Annotated in this window: 24 protein-coding genes, 1 tRNA gene and 1 pseudogene; 20 read left to right on the top strand and 6 right to left on the bottom strand. The window is 34.5% G+C overall.

The window, feature by feature from the left end:
- Window positions 1–474 precede the first annotated feature (474 nt).
- The 3 genes from zwf to RV14_RS09480 all read right to left on the bottom strand — a co-directional run bounded on the left by zwf (window position 475) and on the right by RV14_RS09480 (window position 3168).
- The gene (gene zwf, locus RV14_RS09490; RefSeq protein ID WP_071856027.1) at window positions 475–2001 is read right to left on the bottom strand and encodes a glucose-6-phosphate dehydrogenase; all 1527 of its coding nucleotides are present in this window, start codon (window positions 1999–2001) and stop codon (window positions 475–477) included.
- Between the two features lie 14 nt (window positions 2002–2015).
- Window positions 2016–2663, bottom strand: a complete 648-nt coding sequence (efaR, locus tag RV14_RS09485) for a transcriptional regulator EfaR (RefSeq protein WP_071856026.1) — start codon at window positions 2661–2663, stop codon at window positions 2016–2018.
- 151 nt (window positions 2664–2814) lie between these two features.
- Window positions 2815–3168: a DUF4828 domain-containing protein gene (locus tag RV14_RS09480; RefSeq protein WP_071856025.1), complete on the bottom strand. Its 354-nt coding sequence runs from the start codon at window positions 3166–3168 to the stop codon at window positions 2815–2817.
- Window positions 3169–3527: 359 nt separating this feature from the next.
- Here RV14_RS09480 and RV14_RS09475 point away from each other — a divergent pair, with 359 nt between their 5' ends.
- The 11 genes and pseudogenes from RV14_RS09475 (at window position 3528) to RV14_RS09425 (ending at window position 13892) form a co-directional block, all read left to right on the top strand.
- A complete protein-coding gene (locus tag RV14_RS09475; RefSeq protein ID WP_071856024.1) occupies window positions 3528–4538 on the top strand; it encodes a Gfo/Idh/MocA family protein in 1011 nt (336 codons plus the stop codon).
- Between the two features lie 3 nt (window positions 4539–4541).
- Window positions 4542–5750 (top strand): DEAD/DEAH box helicase, encoded by a 1209-nt coding sequence (locus RV14_RS09470; RefSeq protein ID WP_071856023.1) that lies wholly within the window; start codon window positions 4542–4544, stop codon window positions 5748–5750.
- A gap of 129 nt (window positions 5751–5879) precedes the next feature.
- On the top strand, window positions 5880–8582 hold the full coding sequence (locus RV14_RS09465; protein ID WP_071856022.1) for a sigma-54-dependent transcriptional regulator: 2703 nt from the start codon (window positions 5880–5882) through the stop codon (window positions 8580–8582).
- A gap of 155 nt (window positions 8583–8737) precedes the next feature.
- Window positions 8738–9055 (top strand): PTS sugar transporter subunit IIB, encoded by a 318-nt coding sequence (locus RV14_RS09460; protein WP_071856021.1) that lies wholly within the window; start codon window positions 8738–8740, stop codon window positions 9053–9055.
- Window positions 9056–9067: 12 nt separating this feature from the next.
- Window positions 9068–9366: pseudogene (locus tag RV14_RS13065) on the top strand (PTS lactose/cellobiose transporter subunit IIA).
- A gap of 131 nt (window positions 9367–9497) precedes the next feature.
- Window positions 9498–10955, top strand: coding sequence for a PTS sugar transporter subunit IIC (locus RV14_RS09455; protein WP_071856020.1), 1458 nt, complete (start codon window positions 9498–9500; stop codon window positions 10953–10955).
- Window positions 10956–11124: 169 nt separating this feature from the next.
- Complete coding sequence (locus tag RV14_RS09450; RefSeq protein WP_071856019.1) at window positions 11125–11346, top strand: hypothetical protein; 222 nt, start codon at window positions 11125–11127, stop codon at window positions 11344–11346.
- A 32-nt stretch (window positions 11347–11378) separates the two neighbouring features.
- Window positions 11379–11561: a DUF3188 domain-containing protein gene (locus RV14_RS09445; RefSeq protein ID WP_071856018.1), complete on the top strand. Its 183-nt coding sequence runs from the start codon at window positions 11379–11381 to the stop codon at window positions 11559–11561.
- Entirely contained in the window at window positions 11561–11974 is a 414-nt protein-coding gene (locus tag RV14_RS09440; protein WP_071856017.1) for a DUF3284 domain-containing protein, read from the top strand. The genes RV14_RS09445 and RV14_RS09440 overlap by 1 nt, the downstream gene beginning before the upstream one ends.
- 212 nt (window positions 11975–12186) lie before the next feature.
- Window positions 12187–13368, top strand: coding sequence for a GNAT family N-acetyltransferase (locus RV14_RS09435; RefSeq protein WP_071856016.1), 1182 nt, complete (start codon window positions 12187–12189; stop codon window positions 13366–13368).
- A 450-nt stretch (window positions 13369–13818) separates the two neighbouring features.
- A tRNA-Arg gene (locus RV14_RS09425) sits at window positions 13819–13892 on the top strand.
- Between the two features lie 266 nt (window positions 13893–14158).
- Here RV14_RS09425 and RV14_RS12740 read toward each other — a convergent pair.
- Together RV14_RS12740 and RV14_RS09415 are read right to left on the bottom strand one after the other, a co-directional pair.
- On the bottom strand, window positions 14159–14530 hold the full coding sequence (locus RV14_RS12740; RefSeq protein ID WP_071856014.1) for a hypothetical protein: 372 nt from the start codon (window positions 14528–14530) through the stop codon (window positions 14159–14161).
- A 367-nt stretch (window positions 14531–14897) separates the two neighbouring features.
- The gene (locus RV14_RS09415) at window positions 14898–16130 is read right to left on the bottom strand and encodes an aminopeptidase (RefSeq protein WP_071856013.1); all 1233 of its coding nucleotides are present in this window, start codon (window positions 16128–16130) and stop codon (window positions 14898–14900) included.
- Between the two features lie 256 nt (window positions 16131–16386).
- On the opposite strand from RV14_RS09415, the gene RV14_RS09410 reads away from it, so the two are divergent.
- Window positions 16387–16866 (top strand): TetR/AcrR family transcriptional regulator, encoded by a 480-nt coding sequence (locus tag RV14_RS09410; RefSeq protein ID WP_071856012.1) that lies wholly within the window; start codon window positions 16387–16389, stop codon window positions 16864–16866.
- Between the two features lie 316 nt (window positions 16867–17182).
- Here RV14_RS09410 and RV14_RS09405 read toward each other — a convergent pair whose 3' ends face one another.
- Window positions 17183–17629: a flavodoxin gene (locus RV14_RS09405; RefSeq protein ID WP_071856011.1), complete on the bottom strand. Its 447-nt coding sequence runs from the start codon at window positions 17627–17629 to the stop codon at window positions 17183–17185.
- Between the two features lie 165 nt (window positions 17630–17794).
- Here RV14_RS09405 and map point away from each other — a divergent pair, with 165 nt between their 5' ends.
- From map to rfbC, 8 genes are all read left to right on the top strand, one after another.
- A complete protein-coding gene (gene map, locus RV14_RS09400; RefSeq protein ID WP_071856010.1) occupies window positions 17795–18559 on the top strand; it encodes a type I methionyl aminopeptidase in 765 nt (254 codons plus the stop codon).
- A 37-nt stretch (window positions 18560–18596) separates the two neighbouring features.
- Window positions 18597–19526 carry a YihY/virulence factor BrkB family protein gene (locus RV14_RS09395; protein ID WP_071856009.1) on the top strand — a complete coding sequence of 310 codons (930 nt, stop codon included), beginning with the start codon at window positions 18597–18599 and terminating at the stop codon, window positions 19524–19526.
- Window positions 19527–19598: 72 nt separating this feature from the next.
- A complete protein-coding gene (locus RV14_RS09390; RefSeq protein WP_071856008.1) occupies window positions 19599–20732 on the top strand; it encodes a glycosyltransferase family 4 protein in 1134 nt (377 codons plus the stop codon).
- Window positions 20729–21529 (top strand): glycosyltransferase, encoded by an 801-nt coding sequence (locus tag RV14_RS09385; protein WP_071856007.1) that lies wholly within the window; start codon window positions 20729–20731, stop codon window positions 21527–21529. Before RV14_RS09390 ends, RV14_RS09385 begins: the two co-directional genes overlap by 4 nt.
- Window positions 21529–22347 carry a glycosyltransferase family protein gene (locus RV14_RS09380; RefSeq protein WP_071856029.1) on the top strand — a complete coding sequence of 273 codons (819 nt, stop codon included), beginning with the start codon at window positions 21529–21531 and terminating at the stop codon, window positions 22345–22347. The genes RV14_RS09385 and RV14_RS09380 overlap by 1 nt, the downstream gene beginning before the upstream one ends.
- A gap of 13 nt (window positions 22348–22360) precedes the next feature.
- Window positions 22361–23080, top strand: coding sequence for a glycosyltransferase family 2 protein (locus RV14_RS09375; protein ID WP_071856006.1), 720 nt, complete (start codon window positions 22361–22363; stop codon window positions 23078–23080).
- 91 nt (window positions 23081–23171) lie between these two features.
- Window positions 23172–24056: a glucose-1-phosphate thymidylyltransferase RfbA gene (rfbA, locus tag RV14_RS09370; protein ID WP_071856005.1), complete on the top strand. Its 885-nt coding sequence runs from the start codon at window positions 23172–23174 to the stop codon at window positions 24054–24056.
- A complete protein-coding gene (gene rfbC, locus RV14_RS09365; RefSeq protein WP_071856004.1) occupies window positions 24053–24625 on the top strand; it encodes a dTDP-4-dehydrorhamnose 3,5-epimerase in 573 nt (190 codons plus the stop codon). Before rfbA ends, rfbC begins: the two co-directional genes overlap by 4 nt.
- Window positions 24626–24640 lie beyond the last annotated feature (15 nt).

Genomic DNA, 24640 nt, shown 5'->3' with positions numbered 1-24640 from the left:
AGTAAACGTTAAAGACATGGAGGGCATCCTTTCTAGTGTTCCCTTCTTACAAGAGGGCATTTTTTTAAATTATGCTATAAGTCAACAGAAAAGCTGACTGATTTTTTCGAATAGAAGAAAAATATAGTTAACGGCTATCCGAATTTTCATTGAACAGAAAAAATGATTTTAAAATAAAGGCGAAGAAAGTAATAGCGTGACTGTTTTTTCAAGTATAAGATAAAAATAATCAGCTTTTCCTTACAAAGCGATGACGGATTAAAAAAACTGAAATTCACAAAAATTTGACGAAATTTTTTGTAAATTTCAGCATATTTCTTAAGATGGGATCTTGCTGTTTAGATTTTATTGTATTTTATGTGTCTTATTTTACTGTAAGGAATTGCTTAGAATTTTAAGATTATGCTAGTAAAATGAAACTTTAAACTTTCTGTCGTACGGCGTCAATTCATAGCAAGGGAATCAGTGATTCATTTAATCGTTTAATTTTCCGCGTTTACGATACCATTCATCTGGTTGCCAGATCCATTTAAAACCATCTTGTTCGAGTAGTTCAAAAGCTGCAACTGGTCCCATCGTCCCCGCTTTATAATTAGGAAATTCAGGTGCAACTTGATCCCATGCTTTGCGAATGACGTCTACGATATGCCAAGATTGGGCAACTTCTTCCCAATGAGAGAAATTTGTTCCATCTCCTTTTAAAGCATCTAAGAGCAGTTTTTCGTAGGCTTCAGGACTATTTTCAACCATTTCTGCACTGTTGCGGTATTCCAATTTTCTAGAGGTAGTATTAAATCCTTGACCTACTTTTTTCCCATTTAAGGTTAAGGAGAATCCTTCTGTTGGCTGAATGTAAATCGTTAAAACATTTGGCGAAAGAGAGGTATCTTTACATGGCTCATCAATGGAAGTTTTAAAGACATTAACGGGCACTTGTTTAAAAACGATATTAATTCGTGTGCCTTTTTCAGTTAAACGTTTTCCCGTGCGAACATAAAATGGCACGCCGGACCAGCGAAAATTATCAATAAGAAATTTTCCGGCGACAAAAGTTTCCGTAGTTGATTGAGGCGCTACTTTATCTTCTTCACGGTAGCCTTTGAACGAGCGATTCTCTAGTTCTCCCGGTGCATACTGTCCACGAACGAAGTTTTTTAAAGCTTCTTCTTTTTCATAAATGCGAATTGCCTTTAATGCTTTAATTTTCTCTGTCCGAATTTCTTTTTCAGAAAAAACAACAGGAGGTTCCATGGCTAATAAAGCAACGACTTGTAGAATATGATTTTGAACCATATCTTTTAAAGCTCCGCTGTGATCATAGTAGTTTCCACGGTCTTCTACACCTAATGCTTCACCAAAGGTAATCTGAATATTATCGATGTAGCGATTGTTCCATTGTGACTCGAAAATGTTGTTAGCAAAACGAATGGCAGAAATATTTTGAATCATTTCTTTTCCTAAATAATGATCAATTCGAAAAATATCTTGTTCAGGGAACACTTGACGAATTTTATGATTAAGCTCAAATGCGGATTGATAATCTGATCCGAATGGTTTTTCAATAATTAAACGATTGTATCCATTTTCCGTAACAATTTTTTGCGATTTTAGATGAGCAACGATCGTTCCAAAAAATTTAGGCGCCATGGCTAAGTAGTAGATACGATTCCCATTTAAGTGATAAGTGGCATCTAAACGATCGGCTAATTTTTTTAAAGTGTTGTAATGTTTTGAATCATTGACATCATGTGATTGATAATAAAAGTGGCTGGCAAATTCTTTTGCTTCTGCTTGAGTAGGATTCAACGATTGAATGGTTGTTGCGACAACTTCTCGATAATGCGCATCACTCCACGGTCTTCGAGCTGTTCCAATTACTGCAAAATGGTCTCCTAGTTTTCCTTTTTTATAAAGACGAAATAACGAAGGATACAATTTACGCTGTGCTAAATCCCCTGTACCGCCAAATATCGTGAACAAAACTTTTTTTTCATTAGACATGTGAGTGCGCTCCTTTATAATTGGTCAACAAAAATCGTACTGGCGGCTTTAAAGCTGACAGCAATTTTTTTTTGCGGATTTTGAATTGTGATGGGGCCTTCATAAGCTGCAATATCAATAATTTCATATTCTTCATCAATATTGAGGTCAATGGTTACGAGATAATCCAGCAGTTCTTTTTCATCCAAAACACGCGCAATTCGAACCTTGGAGCCAACTGGATACGATTCTAATGTTTGTCTGCGTTCTTCATGGATTACTTGTTCTTTTTTCGGAATAACACCGCCATGCGGACAGTGCATAGGATGATTCAAATAGGTTTCTAAATGATCTGCAAGCTGTTCTGAAGTCACATGTTCTAACACTTCAGCGTCATCATGTACTTCATTCCAACTATAATCTAAGTGTTCAACTAAAAATACTTCCCACAAGCGATGTTTGCGAATTAAGCTGCTGGCTTTTTGCAAGCCGATATCCGTTAATTGTACGCCTTGGTAAGGGGAATGTTCAACCAACTGTTCTTTTACCAGTTTGGCAATCATTTCACTAACGGAAGCTGGAGAAACAGCAAGGCTAGAGACAATTTGCTTATTATTTACTTTTGCTGTATCGCCACCTAATTCCAAAATGATCTTCAAATAATCTTCTCGATTTGGTGTCATGTTCAATCATCCTTTCATGGTGTAAACCATCACTAGTAAGTTTATCAAAAAAAAACTCAAATGACTATTTTTCTAGACAAAAAACGAAAAAAATCAATCAATGGTTAAGTAAAAAGAAAAAACGAAAGATAAAAAATAGTTCTTTCGTTTTTTAGATTATTTTCTCATGCTGTTTTTTTAAAGGATAGGTGATATCAGTAGATTCATCGTAAAAAGTTTGATTGCTGTAAGACAGGGTTAAATAAAAACCATATTGATCTTGTAAGGTTAATTGTTGCTTGTTCAATTCCACGACTTTTGTTTTCAAAGAGTGACCATTGATGGATAAATCAAAAGTTGAAGTAATCAATAATTGTTGAGGCTGCTTATTTTCATCTGTAAAACTCCAACTACCGTGATATTGAACAGGGTCAAAGGAGGGCAGACGATTTTTTTTTAACATCATTCTTCCTAATAAAATAGCTAAAAAGGTAGCGATTCCATAAATTCTTTTTTTTCGCCTCATACAGTTTTCACTCCTAATTCATATGGAAAAGGTTCATTTGTTTTTTCTCCTATTTATTGTATTTAAATTGTACCTCAAAAAAATAAACATTTCTCTCAGACTTTCGACGGGTTTTTAAAGAGTTTTTTGTTAAATTATGATAGGATAAAATAGTAGGAAAAAAGTGATGATTTTTAGAAGGATGAGCGCCTGTTTTAGTGATAGGACTAAAAAGCTGTTTGCTTTGATGTCCATGTCTTAGTCTATATGGAATCGAAAGTCAAACAGGATCGTATGTATGTCACTTTGAAACAAACCATCCTTTTCGGCGCAAATTCTTGGAGGATTCTAATTTTATAGATAGAAAGAAGGCATAAGAAATGATCCATTTAGGCATTATTGGAACCAACTGGATTACGCATCAATTCGTACAAGCAGCCTTAGCTACAAAAAAATATGAATTAACGGCCATCTATTCGAGAAAGTTAAAAAAAGCACAAGACTTTGGTGCAAACTATCAAGGCGATATTTTTTACGCTACAGATTTAGTAACGTTTTTTGGTCTTGAACATGTCGATACTGTTTATATTGCTTCACCAAATAGTCTTCATTTTCAACAAGCAAAACAAGGAATTTTAGCAGGAAAGAACGTGATCGTTGAAAAGCCAGCTTTTAGTACACCGGAAGAGATGGATGAAATTATTCATCTAGCGAATCAGCACCATGTCTTCTTTTTTGAAGCTGCGCGCAATATTCATGAAAAAGGATTTCAAAAAATCGCGGAGTACTTGCCGTTAAAAGAGGAAATTCTTGGAGCCAATTTTAGTTACATGAAATATTCTTCTCGATATGATCAAGTTTTAGAAGGGCAAACGCCTAATATCTTTTCTACTCATTTTTCTGGTGGTGCGATGATGGATTTAGGCGTCTATCTCGTGTATGCTGCCGTTGGCTGGTTTGGGATGCCTTCAGAAGTTCATTATTTTCCTCGAAAGATTTCAACCGGTGTTGATGGATTAGGATGGGGTATCTTACGCTATGAAACATTTGATGTGACGGTTCAACCAGGTAAAATTGGGGACTCCTATTTACCATCTGAAATTTATTTTAACTCTGGAACCTTAGTCATGAACGGCGTAAATGCAATTGAAAAAGCTGAGTTTCATGATAGACAGCATCAGAAAATCGATAAATTAGACATCACAGCAGCTGAAAATCCGATGATCGAAGAAGCAGCCGATTTTGCTCACGTGATCAATCATCCTACAGATCCAACTTGGGGATTGTTGTACGAAGAGTGGATTGAATTAGCTCGTAATGTGAATCAAGTAGTTTATCACTTAAGAAAAAATGGCGGCATCAAGTTTGATGCGGATAATGAGGATGAATAGTAAATGAATGAATTGATACAAACATTTCCACAAGCGTGGCAAGAAAAATGGCAAAGAAAAAAATTTTCAGATCCGTCACTGATCCAGCAAGCAGTTTTTCAACTACTTAAAGAAAAAGAAAACATTATTGGGATTTCACCTACAGGTTCAGGAAAAACTTTGGCTTATCTTTTGCCGTTACTTTTGAATGTCTCTAAAGGTGAAAAAAGCGCCTTGCTAGTACTTGTTTCTTCGCAGGAACTAGCTATTCAAGTAACAGAAGTTGCTCGAGAATGGGCAAAAGAATTGGACTTAAAAGTACAAGCTATGGTCGGTGGAGCAAATATAAAACGCCAAATTGAAAGATTAAAGAAGCAGCCGGAAATTTTAGTAGGAACGCCGGGACGAGTATTGGAGTTGATGAAGACAAAAAAAATAAAAGCGCATCAAATAAAAACCATTGTATTGGACGAAGCAGATCAGCTATTAGACGAAGGAAATCGTCCATTAATAGAACAAATTTTGCGCCAAGCGCCCGTAGATTACCAATTGGCATTCTTCTGTGCGACAGCTAATCGTGTGGTTGAGAAAATCAATGAAATAACAAATACCAATCCGCCTATTTTTGACGTTACGAAAGAAGATGATTCTAGAAAAGGACAGAAGCATTATTTTTTGTGTGTACCGTCTCGTAAAAAAGAAGACTATTTGCGACGGCTTGCTTATGTAGACGATTTTCAAGGATTAGTTTTTTTCAACCAGCTAAATGAATTAGGAATGATGGAAGAAAAATTACAATTTCGAGGAGTGCCAGTTGGCAGCTTAGCTTCGGATCAAAATAAATTATTGCGAAAAGCAGCGCTTGAACGATTCAAAAATAAAAAAATAATTGCTTTGCTTACAACGGATGTTGCAGCTAGAGGATTAGACATTGATCAACTGCCTTATGTAATTAATGCAGAAGTTCCGTTAACCAAAGAGATTTATTTACACCGTGCAGGCAGAACTGGAAGAATGGGAAAAGATGGCATCGTCATTACTTTTGTTCAAGAGAATACGCTAAGAGATTTGAAAAAAATAGTACGTCTTATGAATACTAAAATAGAAGAAATTTTTCTTTATGGGGGGCAACTAGTCAAAGAATTACCCCAAAAAGAAAAAAAATGGATGGAAAATGCTTCACATAAAAAAGCTCCTTTTGTTTCTTCAAAAAAAAGAAAAAAAGATCGGTGAAAAAATTCATTCGCCGAAAAAGAAACTTAAAAACAAAGAACATAATCATGGAGCAAGGCGTAAATAAACGCCTTTTTATGTTAGAGTAATGAAAACGGAATCATTGTTATTTAATGAAAGAGGGATTGTATGAATGAAAGACAAGAAAAAATATTGGCGCTATTGCAGAAGAATCAACAAGGATTAACGGCAAGTGATGTAGCAAAGCAGCTAAAAATTGATCGAAGCAATGCCAGCAGGTACCTAAGTGATTTATATAAAGAACGCTGCATTGTTAAAAGTTCCGGTCGACCGGTCGTTTATTCAATGCCTCCGCAAAAAACTGTTTTAGACAAAGTCCATGTGGATGCATCGACACAAGTAACATTTGATACATTGGTAGGGGAAAATGATTCTTTGAAAGTAAGCATTCAACAAGCCAAAGCAGCAATTTTATATCCACCAAGGGGGTTACACACCATTATTTTTGGTGAAACAGGCACAGGAAAATCCATGTTTGCGGAATGTATGTATCATTTTGCTGTTTCCTCAGAAATGCTCCCGGAAGATGCGCCTTTTGTTTCTTTTAATTGTGCAGATTATGCGCAAAACCCGCAACTTCTTTTTGGACACATCTTTGGGATCAAAAAAGGTGCTTACACTGGTGCTGCTCAAGATAGTCAAGGACTGATGGCTAAAGCAGATGGAGGGATTTTATTTCTTGATGAAATCCATCGTTTACCTCCTGAAGGGCAGGAAATGTTATTTACTTTTATTGACAAAGGAGTGTATCGGCCATTGGGAGAAAGCGCCCATGTGCACAAGGCGTCTGTTCAAATTATCGGAGCGACGACTGAATCATCTGACAGCTTTTTAACAACCTTCAATCGAAGAATCCCGATGGCGATCACGTTGCCTAATCTTGCTTCTCGCTCGTTAGATGAACGTTATGAAATTATTTCTTTATTTATTAAACAAGAAGCAAATCGCTTGAATCAACGAATTGACATTGAAAAAGAAGCGATTCTTGCGTTTATGCTTTATGATGCTGAAGGAAATATCGGCCAAGTTAAACGTGATTTGAAGCTCGTATGTGCGAAGGCGTTTTTACATTATCGAACACATAATGAAGAAAAATTGCTTATTCGTAAGGAAGAACTTTCTCTTCAAGTTCAAAAAGGCTTATTAAAAATCAAAGAAGTTCCTGAACGCTTGGATCGTTTTATGGATAGCAAAAGTCAGTACCTTACGTTTGAGCCGGGATTTGCTGATGTTGTTTGGTCACAAGACCCTGAACGAAATATGCAGGTTTATAATGACATTGAAGAAAAAGTGCTTACTTTATCAGAAACGGGTGTCAAAAGTGTCGATTTAGAGACGTTAATCTCAAAAGACGTCGATGCATATTTTCAAACGTATGTAAAAGAATTGACAAGAAGTTCCATTCCCAAAGATCTACTGCCAGACGATATTTGGCGTTTGACAAACAAGCTTTACGATATAGCAGAAAAAAAACTGGATCGTCTTTACAATGAAAAAGCTCGTTTTGCCTTTGCACTTCATTTACAAAGTACGCTAGATCGTGTCAAAGAGGGGCATATGATTGTTCATCCTAATTTAAACAATGTTCGTAAAAATTTTAAAAAAGAATTTCAAATAGCTATCGACTTGTCTACGATTATTGAAGAAGAGCAACAAGTTGAGATCCCTTTTGATGAGATTGGCTTTATTAGTATGTTTTTATCTATTAATCTTGGTGAAAGTGAACCGGTTAAAGAAAATAAAGTTGATGTATTGGTTTTAATGCACGGCCGACAAACAGCTACAAGTATGTTAGAAATGGCTCAAGAATTGTTAGGAACGAAGCTAGGAACAGCTTTTAATATGCCTTTAACGATGGAAGTTCAGACGATGTATGAAGAGGTATTGCGTTATGTCCAAAGTCGTGAAGAAAAACTAACGAATGGTCTAATCTTACTTACAGATATGGGGTCTTTGAATACATTTGGTGATTTGATTTTTGAAGAAACAGGAATCCGAACAAAAGCTATCACTATGAGTAGTACGATGGTTGTTATAGAAGCAATACGAATGGCTAACGTTGGTAGAAGTTTAGAAGATATTTATCAAAGTATTCAAATTTCTTTTGAAACAATGGTTAAAGACCAGTTTAAAGTGGATCATCAAGAAATATTTAAACGTAAAAGAGCAGTTATTGTTACTTGTTTTACAGGAGAAGGGGTAGCTGCAAAACTATACGAACGAATTGTCCCAGTAGTTGATCCAAAAAAAGTAGAAGTCATTCAAATGCAATTTTTAGAACGTGAATCATTTAAGCGACATATTGATGCTTTATTAAAAGAATATGAAATAAAAGCGATTGCTGGTACTGTAGAAGTGGACTATCAAAATATTCCGTTCTTTTCTGCTTATGATATTTTTGATGATGAAAAATTAAATATGTTAAAACGAATTGCAGATGATGAGGTTCCAACAGCTAAGATCGTTGATTCATTAAAGGAATCATTAAGCTCCATTCCTTCTGTCGAGTCTCTTATTCATTCCTTACAAAAGATTATTCAACAAATTCAAACAGATCTTTCGGTTATTGTAGAGCCGGGTGTAGATATTGGTATTATTATCCACTTAGCCTTTTTACTTGAGGGATTAATCAAACGAGAGAAAACGAGAGAATTTGATCATTTTTCTACTTTTTCTAAGATTTACCGTTTAGAAATGGATATTGTTCGGACGAATTTGATTGGATTGGAAAGAAAATATCATGTGAATATTCCGGAAAACGAAATAGCTTTCTTGACGCAAATGTTTATTGAAAATAAAATTAAAAAATAAAGCACACTAATCTTTTTTTTACACACAATTCTATAGTGTGCGCACAAAAAAAGGAAGAGCTAAAGGTTTTGAAAACGCTATTTTAGCTCTTTTTTTATTTGGCATGCTTCTTGCATTATAATTTTATGTAAGTAAAATTAAAAGGAGTGAAGAAAATGGCGAAAAAAACAATTATGTTAGTATGCTCTGCTGGAATGAGTACAAGTTTATTGGTGACTAAAATGCAAAAGGCGGCGGAAGAAAAAGGAATAGAAACAGATATTTTTGCTGTTTCGGCTTCTGATGCAGATAATCATCTTGAAACAAAAGATGTAGATGTTTTACTGCTCGGACCGCAAGTTCGTTTCATGAAAGCACAATTTGAGCAAAAATTGGCTTCAAAAGGGATTCCGCTAGATATAATCAATATGCAAGATTATGGCATGATGAATGGTGAAAAAGTGCTAGAACAAGCCGAAAAATTAATGCATTAACGAGAAGCAATGGTGGAAGAACAACAAAATCTTAAAGCCATCACGGGATTAATTATGTTTAGGAGAATGCTAAAAACGCTAGAATGAAAGCGATTACCGAAGATAAGAAAGTGGATTTTGAATTAGCTAAATAAAAGAGTCATTGCTATAAGCCCATCATTCTCAGACACAAATGCTTGCTCAAAAAGCACGGAAAGAGCATAGATACACTAACTATCTTGACTGTAAAAAATCAAGGTTACTTAATGACATCTATTGTTTTTACAGATTTAGTTAAAGAGTTAAAAAAGCTATTCGAATTGTATCGATGATGAATAAGCATTTGTTAAAAATAACAAAAAACTTCTTTTTTGAACGGAAGAAGAAAAATTTTTGAATGGATTTTTTCATTAGATATAAAGAGAGAATACTTTATATAAATAACTTATAGGAGGAAATAAAAATGAATGGTTTAACAAGTTGGATGGAGAAATACATCCTTCCCGTTGCCGCAAAAATTGGTGCGCAAAGACATTTAGTTGCTTTGCGTGACGCTTTTATCGGTACGATGCCTGCAACAATGGCTGGATCAGTCGCTGTAATGATCAATGCAATTATTCGGGATTTACCCCAGCAATTTATTCCTACGTATGCAGATAGTTTAGCAGCAGACCAAGGGATTTTTTCTGTATTAAATGTAATTATTGGTATCAATGGATTTGTATGGAATGGAACACTGGCAATTGCTGGATTGATCTTTGCTTTTTCATGGGGATATAATCTTGCAAGAGCATATGGTGTCAATGACTTAGCGGGTGGGATTGTTGGTCTTGCGACACTTATTCAAGGAATCGCTTTTGGGCCGTCATTATCAGCTGCTTTAAATGTCACTGTTCCGCAAAATGTAGCAGATGCAATCAATGGTACCGAATTAGGAGCTACTATTGCAGATGGAAATTTATCAGTGGGACTTTGGGGTTGGCTAAAGCTGGATCATTTAAATGGAAACGCTTATTTCACTATAATGATCATGGGAGCAATCTCGGTAGTTATTTTCTGTAAATTAATGTTAGCAAACATCACAATTAAAATGCCAGATTCAGTACCACCAGCAGTTTCTAAAGCTTTTGCAGCGATTTTGCCAGCCACTATTGCTTTATATGTAGTTGCAATCATTAATTATATTGTTAGTCGCGTGGCAGAAGGGCAACTGATTATTGATTTAGTTCAAAAATATATTGCTGAACCTTTCTTAGGATTATCCCAAGGAATTGGAGCCGTTCTGATCGTTACTATTTTTGTTCAGATTTTCTGGTTTTTTGGTATTCATGGTCCCAATGTATTGGCTCCAGTATTAGAGGGAATTTGGGGACAAGCGCAATTAATTAACATTGATATCTTCCAAAAAGGATATAACGGAAAAACTGGTACGCCAGCAGTTTTAGATGCAATTAAAGATGACAAAGCATATATGTGGGTTCGTGGGTCGTTTGATGCATTTGCATGGTTTGGCGGTTCTGGTGGAACAATTGTTTTATTGATTGCTATTTTGTTACTTTCAAAACGTGCAGATTACTTAACTGTCGCTAAATTATCCATTGGACCCGGTATTTTCAATATTAATGAACCAGTAATGTTTGGATTGCCGATTGTTTTAAATGCTATTATGTTTATTCCGTTTTTAGTAGCACCCGTTGTAGCTACAGCAATCGGATGGGTAGCAACTTATCTTGGATTAGTGGCGCCGGTATCTCAACAAGTGACGTGGGTCGTTCCACCATTTTTACTCTCATTTTTAGCGACAGGAGCAGATTGGCGTGCACCAATTGTCACATTGGTTTGTATGATCGTGACCTTCTTGATTTGGGCTCCATTTGTTATTTCAGCTAATAAAATGGATCCAGCTAAAGGAGAACAATAAGAAAAGGATAAGATAAAGATTTGTCTTACACCATGAAATAATAGTAGGAGCAAAAGCAGGAATTTCAAAAAATGAATCAAATAGATATAAGTTGAAACGCTCATTTTCTCGAAGTTGGATCTTTTGCTCCACCTTTGTATAACGAATTAAAGAATAAGGAGGAAAATTTATGATTTCAATCGCCAGCGCAATGCAACAAGATGCAATTAAAGAATTATTAGAAGAATATAATGAAGAAGGAATTTCTTATACTTTTAAAGAAAAACAAGGAATCAAATTATTTTTTGAAACAAGTGCAAAAAATAAAGAGGCAGCGGCACAAAAAGCAAAAGAATTAATTAAAGCCCAGCCATGGGGAACGGTTTTATATTTTCAAGCAACCGCAGTTTAGTAAAAATGTTTAAAAGATAGGAAGGGTTCGCAATGATGAAAAACGGCTTATTTTTATGTAGTATTGGTTCATTAATTGTATTATATTCTTTAAATCCTCATTCTCAAAGCTATGATTTATATAGTATGGTTACGGGACTATTTCTGGTAGGTTTAGGCATACATTTCTTTTTAAAAGGGAAAAAACGAGAGGAAGCAAAGGAGAAAAATAATTGATGGAAATAGTGAGAAAATTAAATATGCCAGCATCCTTTTTCTATGATAAAGTGATGGACTCTGTCCTTTTTGATGTACGTAAAGCGACTGGAAAATCAGTAACTCGTAAACAATTGAAAAACTTTGAATATATTAAACAATTCTCAAAAAATAATCGTGCTCGAATCAAAATTGAGGAAGTAATTGAAAATCAGTCGTATAAGTTTCGAACATCTACCACAAAAAATGATTTTGTTGTTCATTATCAAATTAAACCTTTAGATGACAAGACTTGTGAAGTACGCTACACTGAACAAATGGAATCTTATGGTTTGTTGCAAAAATTAAATGATATGATTTTAGGAACGCTGTTAATGTATTTTAAAAAACGAAGATTTAATAAAATGTTAGAGATGATTGAAGGAACTTATTGAGAAATGTTAACCACTCATTTGAAGCCAGTAAGAGGAAACGATCTGTATTTATTTTTTGTAAAAAATGAGTTTAACAAAAAGATTGTGGCAAAAAAGTGTAGATTCAATAGTAGTTTATTGAAATAATTGTTTTATTTTGATAAAGTGACGATTGTTGAAGCACTAAACTTGTCACAATTTTTTATTGTTTTTAATGAAAGGGGTAACAAAAAATGGCAAATGAAGTAAAAGAGTTAAAAGATGCCTATAAAGAAGAAATGTTCAAGCTGGCAACCTATGCTTTTAATGCAAAGAATACACCAGAAAGACGTGAACGTTTCCAAATGATCGTTAAACATTCATGGAATTACGGCTATTTTGATGAAGACGGACGGCTATCAAGTCAAGTGATGGCTACACCTTTTTCCGTAAATTTTTATGGTAAAGAATACTTAATGGCAGGTATTGGTTATGTAGCATCTTACCCGGAGAGTAGGGGACAGGGGGGAATTAATCAAATTATGGAAAAAATTCTAAAAGACTGCCGTGAAAGAAAAGTGAGTCTTTCTTACTTAGCTCCTTTTTCTTACCCGTTTTATCGTCGATATGGTTATGAGCAATTATTTGATCAAATTAATTATCGATTAGATAGCCGATTAGTTCCAAATGTGAAAAAAACTTCTGGAAAAATGAAACGAGTTACTTTTGAGCAAGCAAAAAAAGCAATCGAAAAGATTTATGGAAAAATGTCTGAAAATCAACGTGGTGGGTTGAACCGAAAAGAGTGGTGGTACACGTATAAATTTAAGCAGAAAAAAGAAAATCATTATGCTTTATATTATGATGCTACAGGGAACGCAAAAGGATATGTTGTTTATCAGTTAATGGCACCTAGATTTGTAGTAATAGAATGGGGCTATTTAAATCATGAAGCCTTTAACGGATTAATCAGATTTGTCGCTTCTCATAGCGGGGCTTTTGAATCCTTTGAGTATTCTTGTGGATATTCCAGTAATAATCTAAATTATTTACTAAAAAATCCATCGGCTAAGACGACTATTACGCCGTATATGATGGGGAGAATTGTTGACATGGAACTATTTTTAAAAGACTATCCCTTTAGAAAAAAAGCCGTCACTTTTGCACTTGAAGTAACAGAAGACGCTTATGCAACTTGGAATGAAGGCATTTTTGAACTAACTATTAAAAATGATGAGACAAAGATAAAAAAAGTAGAACAAACAAAATTGCCGGTGATAAGTGGGACAATTCAACACGTAACCCAATTACTAATGGGGTATCAAAAAATAGAAGAGCTTGCATTTTTTGAAAAGCTCACACTTTCAACAAACTCCCTTTTAGAAATGGGAAAATGTTTTCCAACTCAGCAGCCAATTCTAAATGATTACTTCTAAAAGGTTAGAAACAGTAGACGAATTTTAAAGAATAAGTAGAGAACAATTGTTTTATTGTAAGACGTAACTAACCAGCTAATCTTGCTTGTAAGTTACGTCTTGTTTTTGTAAAATATGGCAAAGAAAAACTGTCACTAGAATAAATTTTCTTTTTTCGTAAATTTAAATTTTCGACTAACTTTTTGCGTCCGGTTGTCTTATTTATGTTGTTTGATTTCTTTTTTTGAAAGACGTTCACGTGCTTTTTTTGAAGCATCAAGTTGTTTGACCTACACCTTTTCTTTTGGTCTAGCAGCCATTATAAAGTCTCCGTTTCTTCTTTATATATAGTATAAGTTTACTCTAGCATTTATAAGAAGAAGGGGAAAAGTTTAGCTTAGTAGAAAAGGTTTTTTTAACAGAAGCTTGCAAGTCATTCATAAACAAGCTAAAATGATACTATTGACATGTGTTCCTGTAGCTCAGTAGGATAGAGCAATCGCCTCCTAAGCGATAGGCCGCTGGTTCGATTCCAGTCAGGAACGTACAAAGCCTCCCTGTATCCTTTGTGATACAGGGGGGTGTTTTGTGTTTGTGCCAAAAATATGCCAGTCGGTCTTCATTTTATTCTAGGTTTTTTAGACGCATTCACCTTACGGAATTCATCCAGCTTATGTCGTTGGTAGGATTTTACAGGAATACTGGTAGTGATTTAATTTAGATAAATGAGTAAATTTTAAAAAGTTACTTACTCTTTAAGCTAAACTTAAGCATACGGTCTGTTACTTACTTAATAAAAGAAGCTACTTTTTTAGTAAAATAGTGTTTCTCTAAATCTTTTTGACAAGGGAAAGATTAGCATGCAAATGAGTAACAAGAATTGACTCAAGCAGATAATTCCTAAACTGACGGTTTTATAAGTTGTCATTAAGTAAATATGGACAGTTGCTTCACATAAATTGATAAAGATAAGGTACAAGTAATAGCGTTTTTTTACTTTACAATTATGAATACAATAAAAACTGAATTTGTAATCTAAATAGACAAACAATAGTAAAAATCCTTTTGTAACCATTGTAACGGTATCAGGTTGATAGGATAAGCGGTGAAAAAATAATAGAACTGTCGGTAAAGGAATATAAAGGGTTAATAGTAAGATAAAAAAATAAACGATAAAAGGCATTGAAACACTCCATGATTTTTTTAGTTTAAAAAATGATTCTCTTTTTATAAATATTAACAAATATTGGAAATTTTTTTAATAAAAAATATTAATAGTATATATAATAAAAAATTATATAAATAAAAATTTCTCTGATCATTTGTAAAGGATTACACTACGTAATTGTTGCTAATAAAATGGTTTTGACAAGAAAGTGCGGAAGATAAATTAGCTGGTGCTTTTTTTAAAGGGGGGAAAGAATAAGAATAGTCACTTTAAAAATAAGCTGAAACTTACAAAAATTTGATAATAATTTTTGTAAATTACAGCTTATTTTTGAAATGAAACGATTAGTTAGTCCATCAGTCTTTTAGAAAAGCAAGGGAAGTTAAGCCCAATCACCATTTCTAAAAACAGGCACAACGGAGCCATCTTCTCGGATTCCGTCAATATTCATTTGATTTGAACCAACCATAAAATCCACATGTGTTTGGCTACGATTAAGTCCAGCTTTTATTAATTCTTCTTCTGTCATTTCGGTGCCGTCTTTTACACTAAAGGCATAGGCTGAACCTAGGGCTAAGTGATTTGACGCATTTTCATCAAATAATGTATTGTAAAAAATGATCCCCGATTGAGAAATTGGTGAAGGATCTGGTACGAGTGCTACTTCTCCCAACGAGCGAGCGCCTTTGTCAGTCTCTAATAGTGTTGCTAATACTTCTTGGCCTTGTTTAGCAGAAAAGTCAACAACTTTTCCATCTTTGAAAGTAAACTTCATCCCTGAAATGATCGTACCGGCGTAACTAAGTGGTTTTGTACTTGAAATATAGCCATTAATACGGCGACAATCAGGCGCAGTGAAAACTTCTTCAGTCAGCATATTTGCCATGAATTTTTCACCACGGGCATTATAGCTGCCGGCGCCTTCCCAAAGGTGATTTTTTGGTAATCCGATGATGATATCTGTTCCGGGTGCGGTATAATGTAAGGCTGTAAATTGTTCCTTGTTTAATTCTGCTGCTTTTTTTGCTAATTTTTCATCATGTTGTTTCCAAGCAAGTACAGGGTCTTCTTCATAAATACGAGTAGTTTTAAAAATTTGATCCCACAAAGCATCAAGTTGTTCTTCTTCTGGTAAATTTGGGAAAACTTTAGCTGCCCATTGCTTTCCTGCGGCAGCCACCACCGTCCAGCTAACTTTATTTGCTTGAGTTGCTTTTCTCAAGTTGAACATTGCCTTACCAACTGCTGTTTGATAAGAAGCTATTCGTTTTCCATCTACCCCAGCAAAAGCATCCGGATCAGCAGAAACAACACTGATTCTACTTGCTCCTTTAGCTATCCAATCTTCTGTTTGATCGATTTTATATTGTGGGATATTTTCAAGACGATTGTTACTAGCATAAACAAGAAATTCTTTTTGTATTGTATCGTCCGTCCATTGTACGATCACTTCCGCTGCTCCTAAACGATAAGCTTCTTTAGTAATTAAACGAGCCAATGGTGCTTGATCAACCTGAACTTGTAAAACAATCGTATGATTTTCTTTGACATTTACACCAGTTTCAACGATTAAGCGGGCATATTTTTCAAGGTTTTCATTAAAATTTGCTAACATAGTATGCTTCCTCCTCATTATTCCTCCAACAGTTAGTTGTATGATAACATTTAAATCATTTTGATACAAATAACACAAAGAAAAATTTTTCCTTGTTTTTTTGGTATAAATAATTAAGATAAAACACAAAATTTATTGTTTTATGAGTAAGTTTTCAAAAATAAAAAACAGGTTGTACATAACAAAATAATCGTGTTACAATTAAATTAATCAATGGTGGAAGCGTTATAAATAATTTCAAGGAGATTAAAAAATTATGGCAAGAAAAAAAACGATCACAAAAGATCAAATATTGGCCGCCGCTTTTGAAGTAGCGACGTCAGAAGGCTTTTCGAAGTTTACCGCAAGGAACATTGCAAATAAAATGAATTGTTCTACTCAACCGATTTATCTGGAGTTCAAAAACATGGAAGAATTGAAGCAAGAATTACTTACTCAGATTTACGATTACTTAAAATATGAAGTTTTCCCAGTTGTACATACAGGAAATACAATTATCGATTTAGCTTTTAATTATATTAATTTTGCTATTCGAGAAAAGAATTTATATAACTCTTTGTACTTAGAAGAAAATGGCGGGGGAAGAGAAATGCAAAACTTCTCTTATAATTATTTTGTTAGTCGAGTCAAAAAAGATCCAGAGTATGCCGAGCTATCTACTGAACAAATTGAAAAGATGATTCAAGATACTATTCATGCTACATTAAAACAAAAAGAACCAATTGAAGTAAATTAATCAGTCACTACCATACAACGTCATCTCTGATAATTTTTTTACTACTTATCTATTTTTATTGAAATTAAAAATGGTTCTTATAGAACAAAACGAACAGATAATGCTTTTTTTCTCCAGCATTATCTGTTCGTTTTATTTTTTTCAATTAGCCGGCTTTTTCAAAGCTGGATTTAGTTATACGTTGTTTAAAAAGCAGAATTTTTACATGCAATCAAAAAATAGTATTTGCTGTTGACTGAATCCATAGTACAACGTACTTTTCTAATTTTATTCTTAATATTGGAATTGAAAGTAAACTCTACTGTTTTATTCAAAGTTACTTTTCTAATTTTGAGACTAGTTCTTTTGCAAAAATCTCAAGTTTTTCAATATCTTCCTCTTCTGCGTTTAAATCGACTTTGACACTTTCTGCTCCTTTGATCGCACCGGTTTTTGCAAAAGCGGCATCGAAATCGTCAACGGATTTACAAAATTCATCGTAAAAAGTATCACCGGACCCACAAACACCATAGATTTTTTCAGATAGATTCAGTTCTTGTAATTCTTCGTATAAGTCGACGATTTCAGCTGGCAAATCGCCATCATCGTATGTATAAGTTGCGATGACGCAAATATCTGCCTCTTCAAATTCATTTGCATCTACTTGAGTGCATTCATTGATTTCAACGTCTATATCTAAATTTTCAAAAGCTTCTGCTACAATATCTGCAATTTCTTCCGTATTACCAGTCATACTTGCGTAAACGATTTTTGCTAAAGCCATGGGTTGTGCCTCCTACTAACTTAATAATTTTCTTTTAACAATTACAAATTATACCAAAACCTTTATTAAAAGAAAACAAGCTATGACTAAACATAAGATTCTGATTTGGCGAAATGTTTATCGCTATGGTAAAATAGAAGAGATTTGTAAAAAGGAGACGAGAACATGATTACATTAAAATCGGCACGAGAAATTGAAACAATGGCTGAATCTGGTGCATTGTTGGCGGATGTACATAAAAATCTGCGAGATTTTATTAAACCGGGAGTGACAAGTTGGGAAATTGAATTATTTGTACGCAACTATATTGAAAGTCACGGTGGAATTGCTGCACAAATCGGCTTTGAAGGATACAAATATGCAACTTGCATTAGCATTAATGATGAGATTTGTCATGGATTTCCGCGAAAAAAACCACTGGAAAATGGCGACTTAGTTAAAGTAGATATGTGCATTGACTTAAAAGGCGGCATTTCTGATTCCTGTTGGGCGTATGTCGCTGGAGAATCAACTCCTGAAATTGATCGCTTGATGGCAGTCACAAAAAAAGCATTGTATTTAGGGATCGAGCAAGCACAAGTCGGAAACCGTATTGGTGATATTGGCCATGCTATTCAAAGCTACGTTGAAGGAGAAAATTTAGCGGTTGTCCGAGATTTTATCGGACATGGAGTCGGTCCTACGATTCATGAAGAACCGGCAGTCCCTCATTATGGAGAAGCAGGGAAGGGTTTGCGTTTAAAAGAAGGAATGGTCATTACGATTGAGCCTATGGTTAATACTGGAACTTGGCAAATGAAAATGGATTCGAATGGTTGGACGGCTTACACTAGAGATGGGGGCTTATCTTGTCAATATGAACATACACTAGCCATTACCAAAAATGGACCAAGAATTTTAACTTCTCAAGGCGAAGAAGGAACCTATTAAGACATTGAATCGACAGGAAAAAATATAGGAGAATTTTATGAATTTGATGGGGAAAATAAAGCAAAATGAAAATTTGATGCGTTTTATTGGAACGACAAGAAAACGTATAAACGATTCAGAAATGAGTACAACTTCAGTAGTTGTGGCGTATTATTTGCTGTTGTCTTTATTTCCCTTAATTATTGCGCTGGGTAACATTTTGCCATTTCTTCGTATCAATCAAGAAACTGTATTGACTTACGTTCGTCAGATGATACCTGCGACCATTTATCAGTTTATTGGCCCTGCGATTAAAAATCTATTGACACAAAGTTCTGGTAGTTTGCTATCAGTGTCTGCTTTAGCAGCTTTGTGGTCTGCAAGTCAGAGTATCAATGCATTGCAAATTGCGATGAATAAAGCTTATGGGGTAAAGAATAGAAAAAATTTTTTTATTGCCCGCTTTTTTTCGTTTGTCGTGATTCTACTTTTTATAATTGCAATTAGTGGAGTAACAATTGTTTTAGGAGTAGGAGAGTTGATTTTAGAAGCCGTACAGCCAATCTTTGAATTTTCTGGACAAGTAATTGTTCAATTTCAAATGTTAAAATGGCCCATTACGTTAGTGCTTCTATTTATCATCATGCTTGTGATTTATCTGATCGTACCTAACGCTCAATTAAAATTAAAATCGGTGCTTCCGGGAACAATTTTTGCGACTGTAGGCTGGTTGCTGCTCTCTCAGGTATTTGGAATTTATGCAAAATATTTTGCTACAAGAGTCAGCGGCTATCAAATCATCGGCAGTTTTATTGTCTTAATGCTTTGGCTCAATTTTTCAGCAACCATTATTATTTTTGGTGGAATCATTAATGCCGTTGTGCAAGAATATTTAACAGGTAGGGAAATAAAAGAAAGGCGAGATCCTGCGAATAAATGGTTAATTTGCTTAAAAAATAAAATTTCTCATAAAAAAAAGCAGAAATAAGAGTTCTTGTTGTAAAATAAAATGAGTGTTTTATAATATTTTTAAACTCTTAGATTAAAAGTAGGTGCCAATATGCTTGTTTCATTTAGTATGGTTGTCAGATTTTTTTCAACGATATTATTATCTTTAGTATTAACCCCGATAGGCAAAATCATTTCTGTGCAGACTGGGATGGTGGATAAGCCAAATGAACGGCGCATCAATAAGATACCGATGCCTTCTGCTGGTGGATTGCCTATCTTTGTCTCATTTGTTGTCTCAACTTTACTGTTTTTTCAAGATATCATCCCTAAATTTTATATTTTGCCGATATTATTGGCGGCATCAGTGATTATTGTAACGGGAATATTGGACGATAAATTTGAGTTGACACCTAAACAAAAAACGATAGGAATCTTAATAGCTGCATTAGTTATTTATTTTATAGCAGATATTCATATTGATTCAGTAACGTTACCATTTTTTGGGCATATTGAATTAGGCTGGTTTAGTTTTCCTGTGACTATTTTTTGGATTTTTGGCATCACCAATGCTGTCAATTTAATTGATGGATTAGATGGATTAGCAACAGGAATTTCATTAATTGGTTTAATTACGATTGGTATCATTGGCTACTTTTTTTTACATGCTTCTACTGTTTACATACCGATCGTTATTTTCTGCTTAGTAGCAAGTATTATCGGCTTTTTTCCATATAATTTTTATCCTGCTAAAATTTATTTAGGAGACACTGGGGCTTTATTTTTAGGATTTATGATGGCTGTTCTTTCGCTGCAAGGGCTAAAAAACGTCACGTTTGTTTCTTCCATTTCTTTATTGATTGTGATGGGCGTACCAGTCTCTGATACTTTTTTTGCGATCATTCGTCGAAAAGCCAACCGTGTTTCTTTTTCTACGGCAGATAAAAAGCATTTGCATCATCGCTTACTGAGTTTAGGCTTTACACATAAAGGAGCCGTTTTAACAATTTACGCGATGGCATTGATGTTCTCTTTCACAGCAATGATTATGAATTATACTGGTTATATTGGTTCAATCGTTTTAATTATTTCTATGCTGTTTGCTGCGATTTTATTATTTGAATTGATCGGTTTAATCAATGAAAAACATCAGTACATCCTTAAAACTTTGCGATTTTTAGGAAATAAAGACTACCGAACACAAGTGATACAGAAATATAAGAAGAAATGGACTAGACATTCATGAAAAAAAAGCACGAACTGCCGATTTTAATTAGTATTGTGACGGCCAATAGTCAAAAAATTTTTCAAACGCTAGATACACTTATTGCCAGCATAAAAGATCAGCCGGCTATTGAAATTCTAATTTTCGATAATCATTCAACGATTAATTATCAAGAGCGGTTAAAAGCTTATCGAGTTTATTCTTTTATTAAAATTTATTTTAATCAGGAAAATAAAGGATTTGGTTATGGTCACAACTATAACTTATTAACAAGCAAATATCCATATGCCGTTATTTTCAATCCAGATGTTTTAGTGGATGAACAAACGATCGTGGAACTGGTTTATCTTTTAAAAAAACATCCGGAATGTGCAATGTTGGCACCTAAAATATTAAATGAAGATGGAACGGCGCAACATTTGATTCGCAAAAAATTAACTGTTTTCGATTACATTTTGCGTTTCATCCCTTTTCGTTGGGTTAAGCATTTATTTGCAAAACGTTTAGCAAAATTTGAGTGCCATGATTTGTCAAATACAACGAATAGTTATGTTCGGATGATTTCTGGCAGCTTTATGGTAGTGAATGTTAATAAATTTAAAAAAATCAATGGGTTTGATCTGCGCTATTTTATGTATTTTGAAGATAATGATCTTTGTTTAACTTTTGAAAAAGCGGGCGAGAAACTGCTTTATACGCCGTTATACTCGATTATTCATTTATATGGCAAAGGTGCTCATCGTAATTTTAGACTTTTTCGGATATTTTTGCAGTCCATGATAAAATTTTTCAACAAGTGGGGGTGGACTTTCTTTTGATAGCTCCGAAAATATTAGTAGTTGTTGTTTTATATCAACAACGGTTTAGTCAATCTCCTTCTTTTGACATTCTTGCTAAAGCAGTTTCTGAAGGAGTAATACAACTGGTGGTGTACGATAATAGTTTGATTTCACAAGAAGAGCCATTATTTATGGACGAGCATGTCAGTTATTATCATAATTCGGCGAATCCTGGTCTAGCTGTTGCATATAATTACGCACTGGCTTGTGCATTCCAGAGTATTCGCTATTTTGTTACGCTTGATCATGATAGTCAGTTAACAGCGACTTATTTTGATACAATTTTACGTCTAAAATGGTCGAAGGAGTTAGCGGCAGCAGTCCCTATGGTCTATGATCAAGAAAAACAAATTTCTCCTGTTTTTGCAGATCACTACATTAATCGTCAAGTTGAAATAATTAATCGTTCACAATTGTTTACAAATCGGTTGATGGCTATTAACTCGGGGGTCGTTTTTTCTGTAGATTTTTTAAAACAGCTTGGCGGATTTAATTTAGAATTTCCACTAGATTTTTTGGATCATTGGATTTTTTGGTCCATTTTTCAATGCAAAAAGGTGGTGTTTGTTTTATCAGAGCGCATAGAGCATGACCTTTCAGTTTTGGATTATAAGAAAATTTCAGTGGCAAGATATCGGTCAATTCTGCAAGCTGAAAATCACTTTTATCAAAAATACGATAAGCAATTGCTGCAAACGCATCGAAAACAATTGCTGCTTCGTACGATAAAACAATTTTTAACTGTTAAAAATCGGAAAATATGGCGTTTGACGTTGCGCTCATTTGTTGAAATGTAAAGGATGTGAATTTGTGCGATCAGTTTGTATGGCGACCTTTAACGGGGAAAGATATTTAAGTGAACAGTTAGATAGTATTTTAAATCAACTTTCAATGGATGACGAGTTAGTTATTTCAGATGATGGATCAAAAGATGGAACCCGTAAAATAATAAAAGAATATGCTCAACAAGATAACCGAATAAAATTAACTGAAGGACCAAGAAAAGGACTGATCGCAAATTTTAGCCATGCGATCAAACAATCAAGTGGTGACATTGTTTTTTTAGCAGACCAAGATGATATCTGGTTGCCCAATAAAGTCGCTAGGGTAACAACTTATTTTGAAGAAAACCCTAATCAATTAGTAGTAGTGAGTGATTTAGTCGTTGTAGATAGTCACCTCAATGAAATTCATCCTTCTTATTTTAAGTATCGCCGTTCTCGTGAAGGATGGTTAAATAACTTGATCCGAAGTCATTATATTGGGGCGGGGATGGCTTTTCGTTCTTCATTGAAGAAAACAATTATACCGATTCCTGACAAAGTACCAATGCACGATATGTGGATCGGCATGCTTGGAGGCAACCATGTAGGGTTTATTCGTGAACCATTAACACTTTATCGTCGGCATGAACTTAATGCAAGTGAAATTGACACACATTCTAATTTAAAACAAAAAATAAGTTGGCGAGTTCATCTCCTCAAAGCTCTTATTAAAAGAAAATGGGAAATTTTGGTAAAAGATAAATAATTAAATCATCAATAATTTCATGACAAATAATACGTTTGATGAGATAATAGCAAAGTAAAATTTGAAATATAAAAAAGGAGAACTTTTATTCATGAAAGGAATCATTCTTGCTGGAGGAAGCGGTACACGCTTGTATCCATTAACAAAGGCGACGTCAAAACAGTTGATGCCGATTTACGATAAACCAATGATCTATTATCCAATGTCTACATTGATGTTGGCTGGAATTAAAGAAATTTTGATTATTTCAACTCCTCAAGATACCCCCCGATTTAAAGAACTGTTTGGTAACGGAACGGAATTAGGATTACAAATTGACTATGCAGTGCAAGAAAGTCCAGATGGATTAGCACAGGCTTTTATTATTGGCGAAAAATTTATTGGAAGTGACAGCGTTTGTCTTGTATTAGGTGACAATATTTATTATGGCGGTGGCTTATCTAAAATGCTTCAACGAGCTGCTTCAAAAGAAAATGGAGCAACTGTTTTTGGTTATCATGTTAACGACCCAGAACGTTTTGGTGTAGTAGAATTTGATGATCGTATGCAAGCATTATCGATAGAAGAAAAACCAGCTCATCCTAAATCAAATTATGCTGTGACGGGTTTATATTTTTACGATAATGAGGTGATATCTATTGCAAAAAATATAAAGCCATCTGAACGAGGAGAATTAGAGATTACTGATGTAAACAAAGCTTATTTAGAAAAAGGTAAGCTTTCTGTGGAGTTAATGGGTAGAGGTTTTGCGTGGTTAGATACTGGTACACACGAATCTTTACTTGAAGCATCAACATTTATTGAAACGATTGAAAAACGACAAAATCTTAAAGTAGCGTGTTTAGAAGAAATTGCTTATCGAATGGGATATATTGATAAAGAAAAATTACTAACATTAGCTCAACCGTTGAAAAAAAATCAATACGGTCAATATCTTTTAAGATTGGCGGCTGAACAAGGGAGTCTTAAATCATGAAAGTAATCGACACAAAATTAACAGATGTTAAAATTATTGAAATGGATGTTTTCGGTGATCACCGCGGTTTTTTTACTGAGACGTATTCTAAAGAGAAATTTGCCGAACACGGATTAAACTTTGATTTTGTTCAAGATAATCATTCATTATCGGCAGAAGCTGGCGTGATTCGAGGGTTGCATTTTCAAAAAGGCGAAGCAGCACAAACCAAATTGATACGTGTGACTTCCGGTGTAGTACTAGATGTGATCGTTGATATTCGAAAAGGGAGTCCTACTTATGGAAAATGGGAAAGTTTTATTTTGTCTGAATCCAATCATCGTCAACTTTTGGTTCCTAGAGGTTACGCCCATGGGTTTGTCACGCTAACGTCAAATGTTAACTTCCTATATAAATGTGATAATTATTATAACGCACAAGCGGATGGAGGGATCGCATTTGATGATCCAGATTTGGCGATTGATTGGCCTATTGATCTTTCCCAAGCTATTCTTTCTGAAAAAGATCATAACCATCCAACTTTGAAAGAATTTGAAGTAGAAAATCCATTCATTTATGGTGAAATTTAATGTTTGATAAGGAGA

Source organism: Enterococcus ratti (genome assembly GCF_001886195.1).
Classification (GTDB): Bacteria; Bacillota; Bacilli; order Lactobacillales; family Enterococcaceae; genus Enterococcus_B; species Enterococcus_B ratti.
The sequence above is the reverse complement of the archived record's forward strand: the minus strand, read 5'-3'. Positions and strand labels throughout refer to the sequence as shown.

Coding starts and splice junctions, on each gene's coding strand:
- zwf (WP_071856027.1), bottom strand. CDS start 2,001: ATGTCTAATGAAAAAAAAGTTTTGTTCACGATATTTGGCGGTACAGGG.
- efaR (WP_071856026.1), bottom strand. CDS start 2,663: ATGACACCAAATCGAGAAGATTATTTGAAGATCATTTTGGAATTAGGT.
- RV14_RS09480 (WP_071856025.1), bottom strand. CDS start 3,168: ATGAGGCGAAAAAAAAGAATTTATGGAATCGCTACCTTTTTAGCTATT.
- RV14_RS09475 (WP_071856024.1), top strand. CDS start 3,528: ATGATCCATTTAGGCATTATTGGAACCAACTGGATTACGCATCAATTC.
- RV14_RS09470 (WP_071856023.1), top strand. CDS start 4,542: ATGAATGAATTGATACAAACATTTCCACAAGCGTGGCAAGAAAAATGG.
- RV14_RS09465 (WP_071856022.1), top strand. CDS start 5,880: ATGAATGAAAGACAAGAAAAAATATTGGCGCTATTGCAGAAGAATCAA.
- RV14_RS09460 (WP_071856021.1), top strand. CDS start 8,738: ATGGCGAAAAAAACAATTATGTTAGTATGCTCTGCTGGAATGAGTACA.
- RV14_RS09455 (WP_071856020.1), top strand. CDS start 9,498: ATGAATGGTTTAACAAGTTGGATGGAGAAATACATCCTTCCCGTTGCC.
- RV14_RS09450 (WP_071856019.1), top strand. CDS start 11,125: ATGATTTCAATCGCCAGCGCAATGCAACAAGATGCAATTAAAGAATTA.
- RV14_RS09445 (WP_071856018.1), top strand. CDS start 11,379: ATGATGAAAAACGGCTTATTTTTATGTAGTATTGGTTCATTAATTGTA.
- RV14_RS09440 (WP_071856017.1), top strand. CDS start 11,561: ATGGAAATAGTGAGAAAATTAAATATGCCAGCATCCTTTTTCTATGAT.
- RV14_RS09435 (WP_071856016.1), top strand. CDS start 12,187: ATGGCAAATGAAGTAAAAGAGTTAAAAGATGCCTATAAAGAAGAAATG.
- RV14_RS12740 (WP_071856014.1), bottom strand. CDS start 14,530: ATGCCTTTTATCGTTTATTTTTTTATCTTACTATTAACCCTTTATATT.
- RV14_RS09415 (WP_071856013.1), bottom strand. CDS start 16,130: ATGTTAGCAAATTTTAATGAAAACCTTGAAAAATATGCCCGCTTAATC.
- RV14_RS09410 (WP_071856012.1), top strand. CDS start 16,387: ATGGCAAGAAAAAAAACGATCACAAAAGATCAAATATTGGCCGCCGCT.
- RV14_RS09405 (WP_071856011.1), bottom strand. CDS start 17,629: ATGGCTTTAGCAAAAATCGTTTACGCAAGTATGACTGGTAATACGGAA.
- map (WP_071856010.1), top strand. CDS start 17,795: ATGATTACATTAAAATCGGCACGAGAAATTGAAACAATGGCTGAATCT.
- RV14_RS09395 (WP_071856009.1), top strand. CDS start 18,597: ATGAATTTGATGGGGAAAATAAAGCAAAATGAAAATTTGATGCGTTTT.
- RV14_RS09390 (WP_071856008.1), top strand. CDS start 19,599: ATGCTTGTTTCATTTAGTATGGTTGTCAGATTTTTTTCAACGATATTA.
- RV14_RS09385 (WP_071856007.1), top strand. CDS start 20,729: ATGAAAAAAAAGCACGAACTGCCGATTTTAATTAGTATTGTGACGGCC.
- rfbA (WP_071856005.1), top strand. CDS start 23,172: ATGAAAGGAATCATTCTTGCTGGAGGAAGCGGTACACGCTTGTATCCA.
- rfbC (WP_071856004.1), top strand. CDS start 24,053: ATGAAAGTAATCGACACAAAATTAACAGATGTTAAAATTATTGAAATG.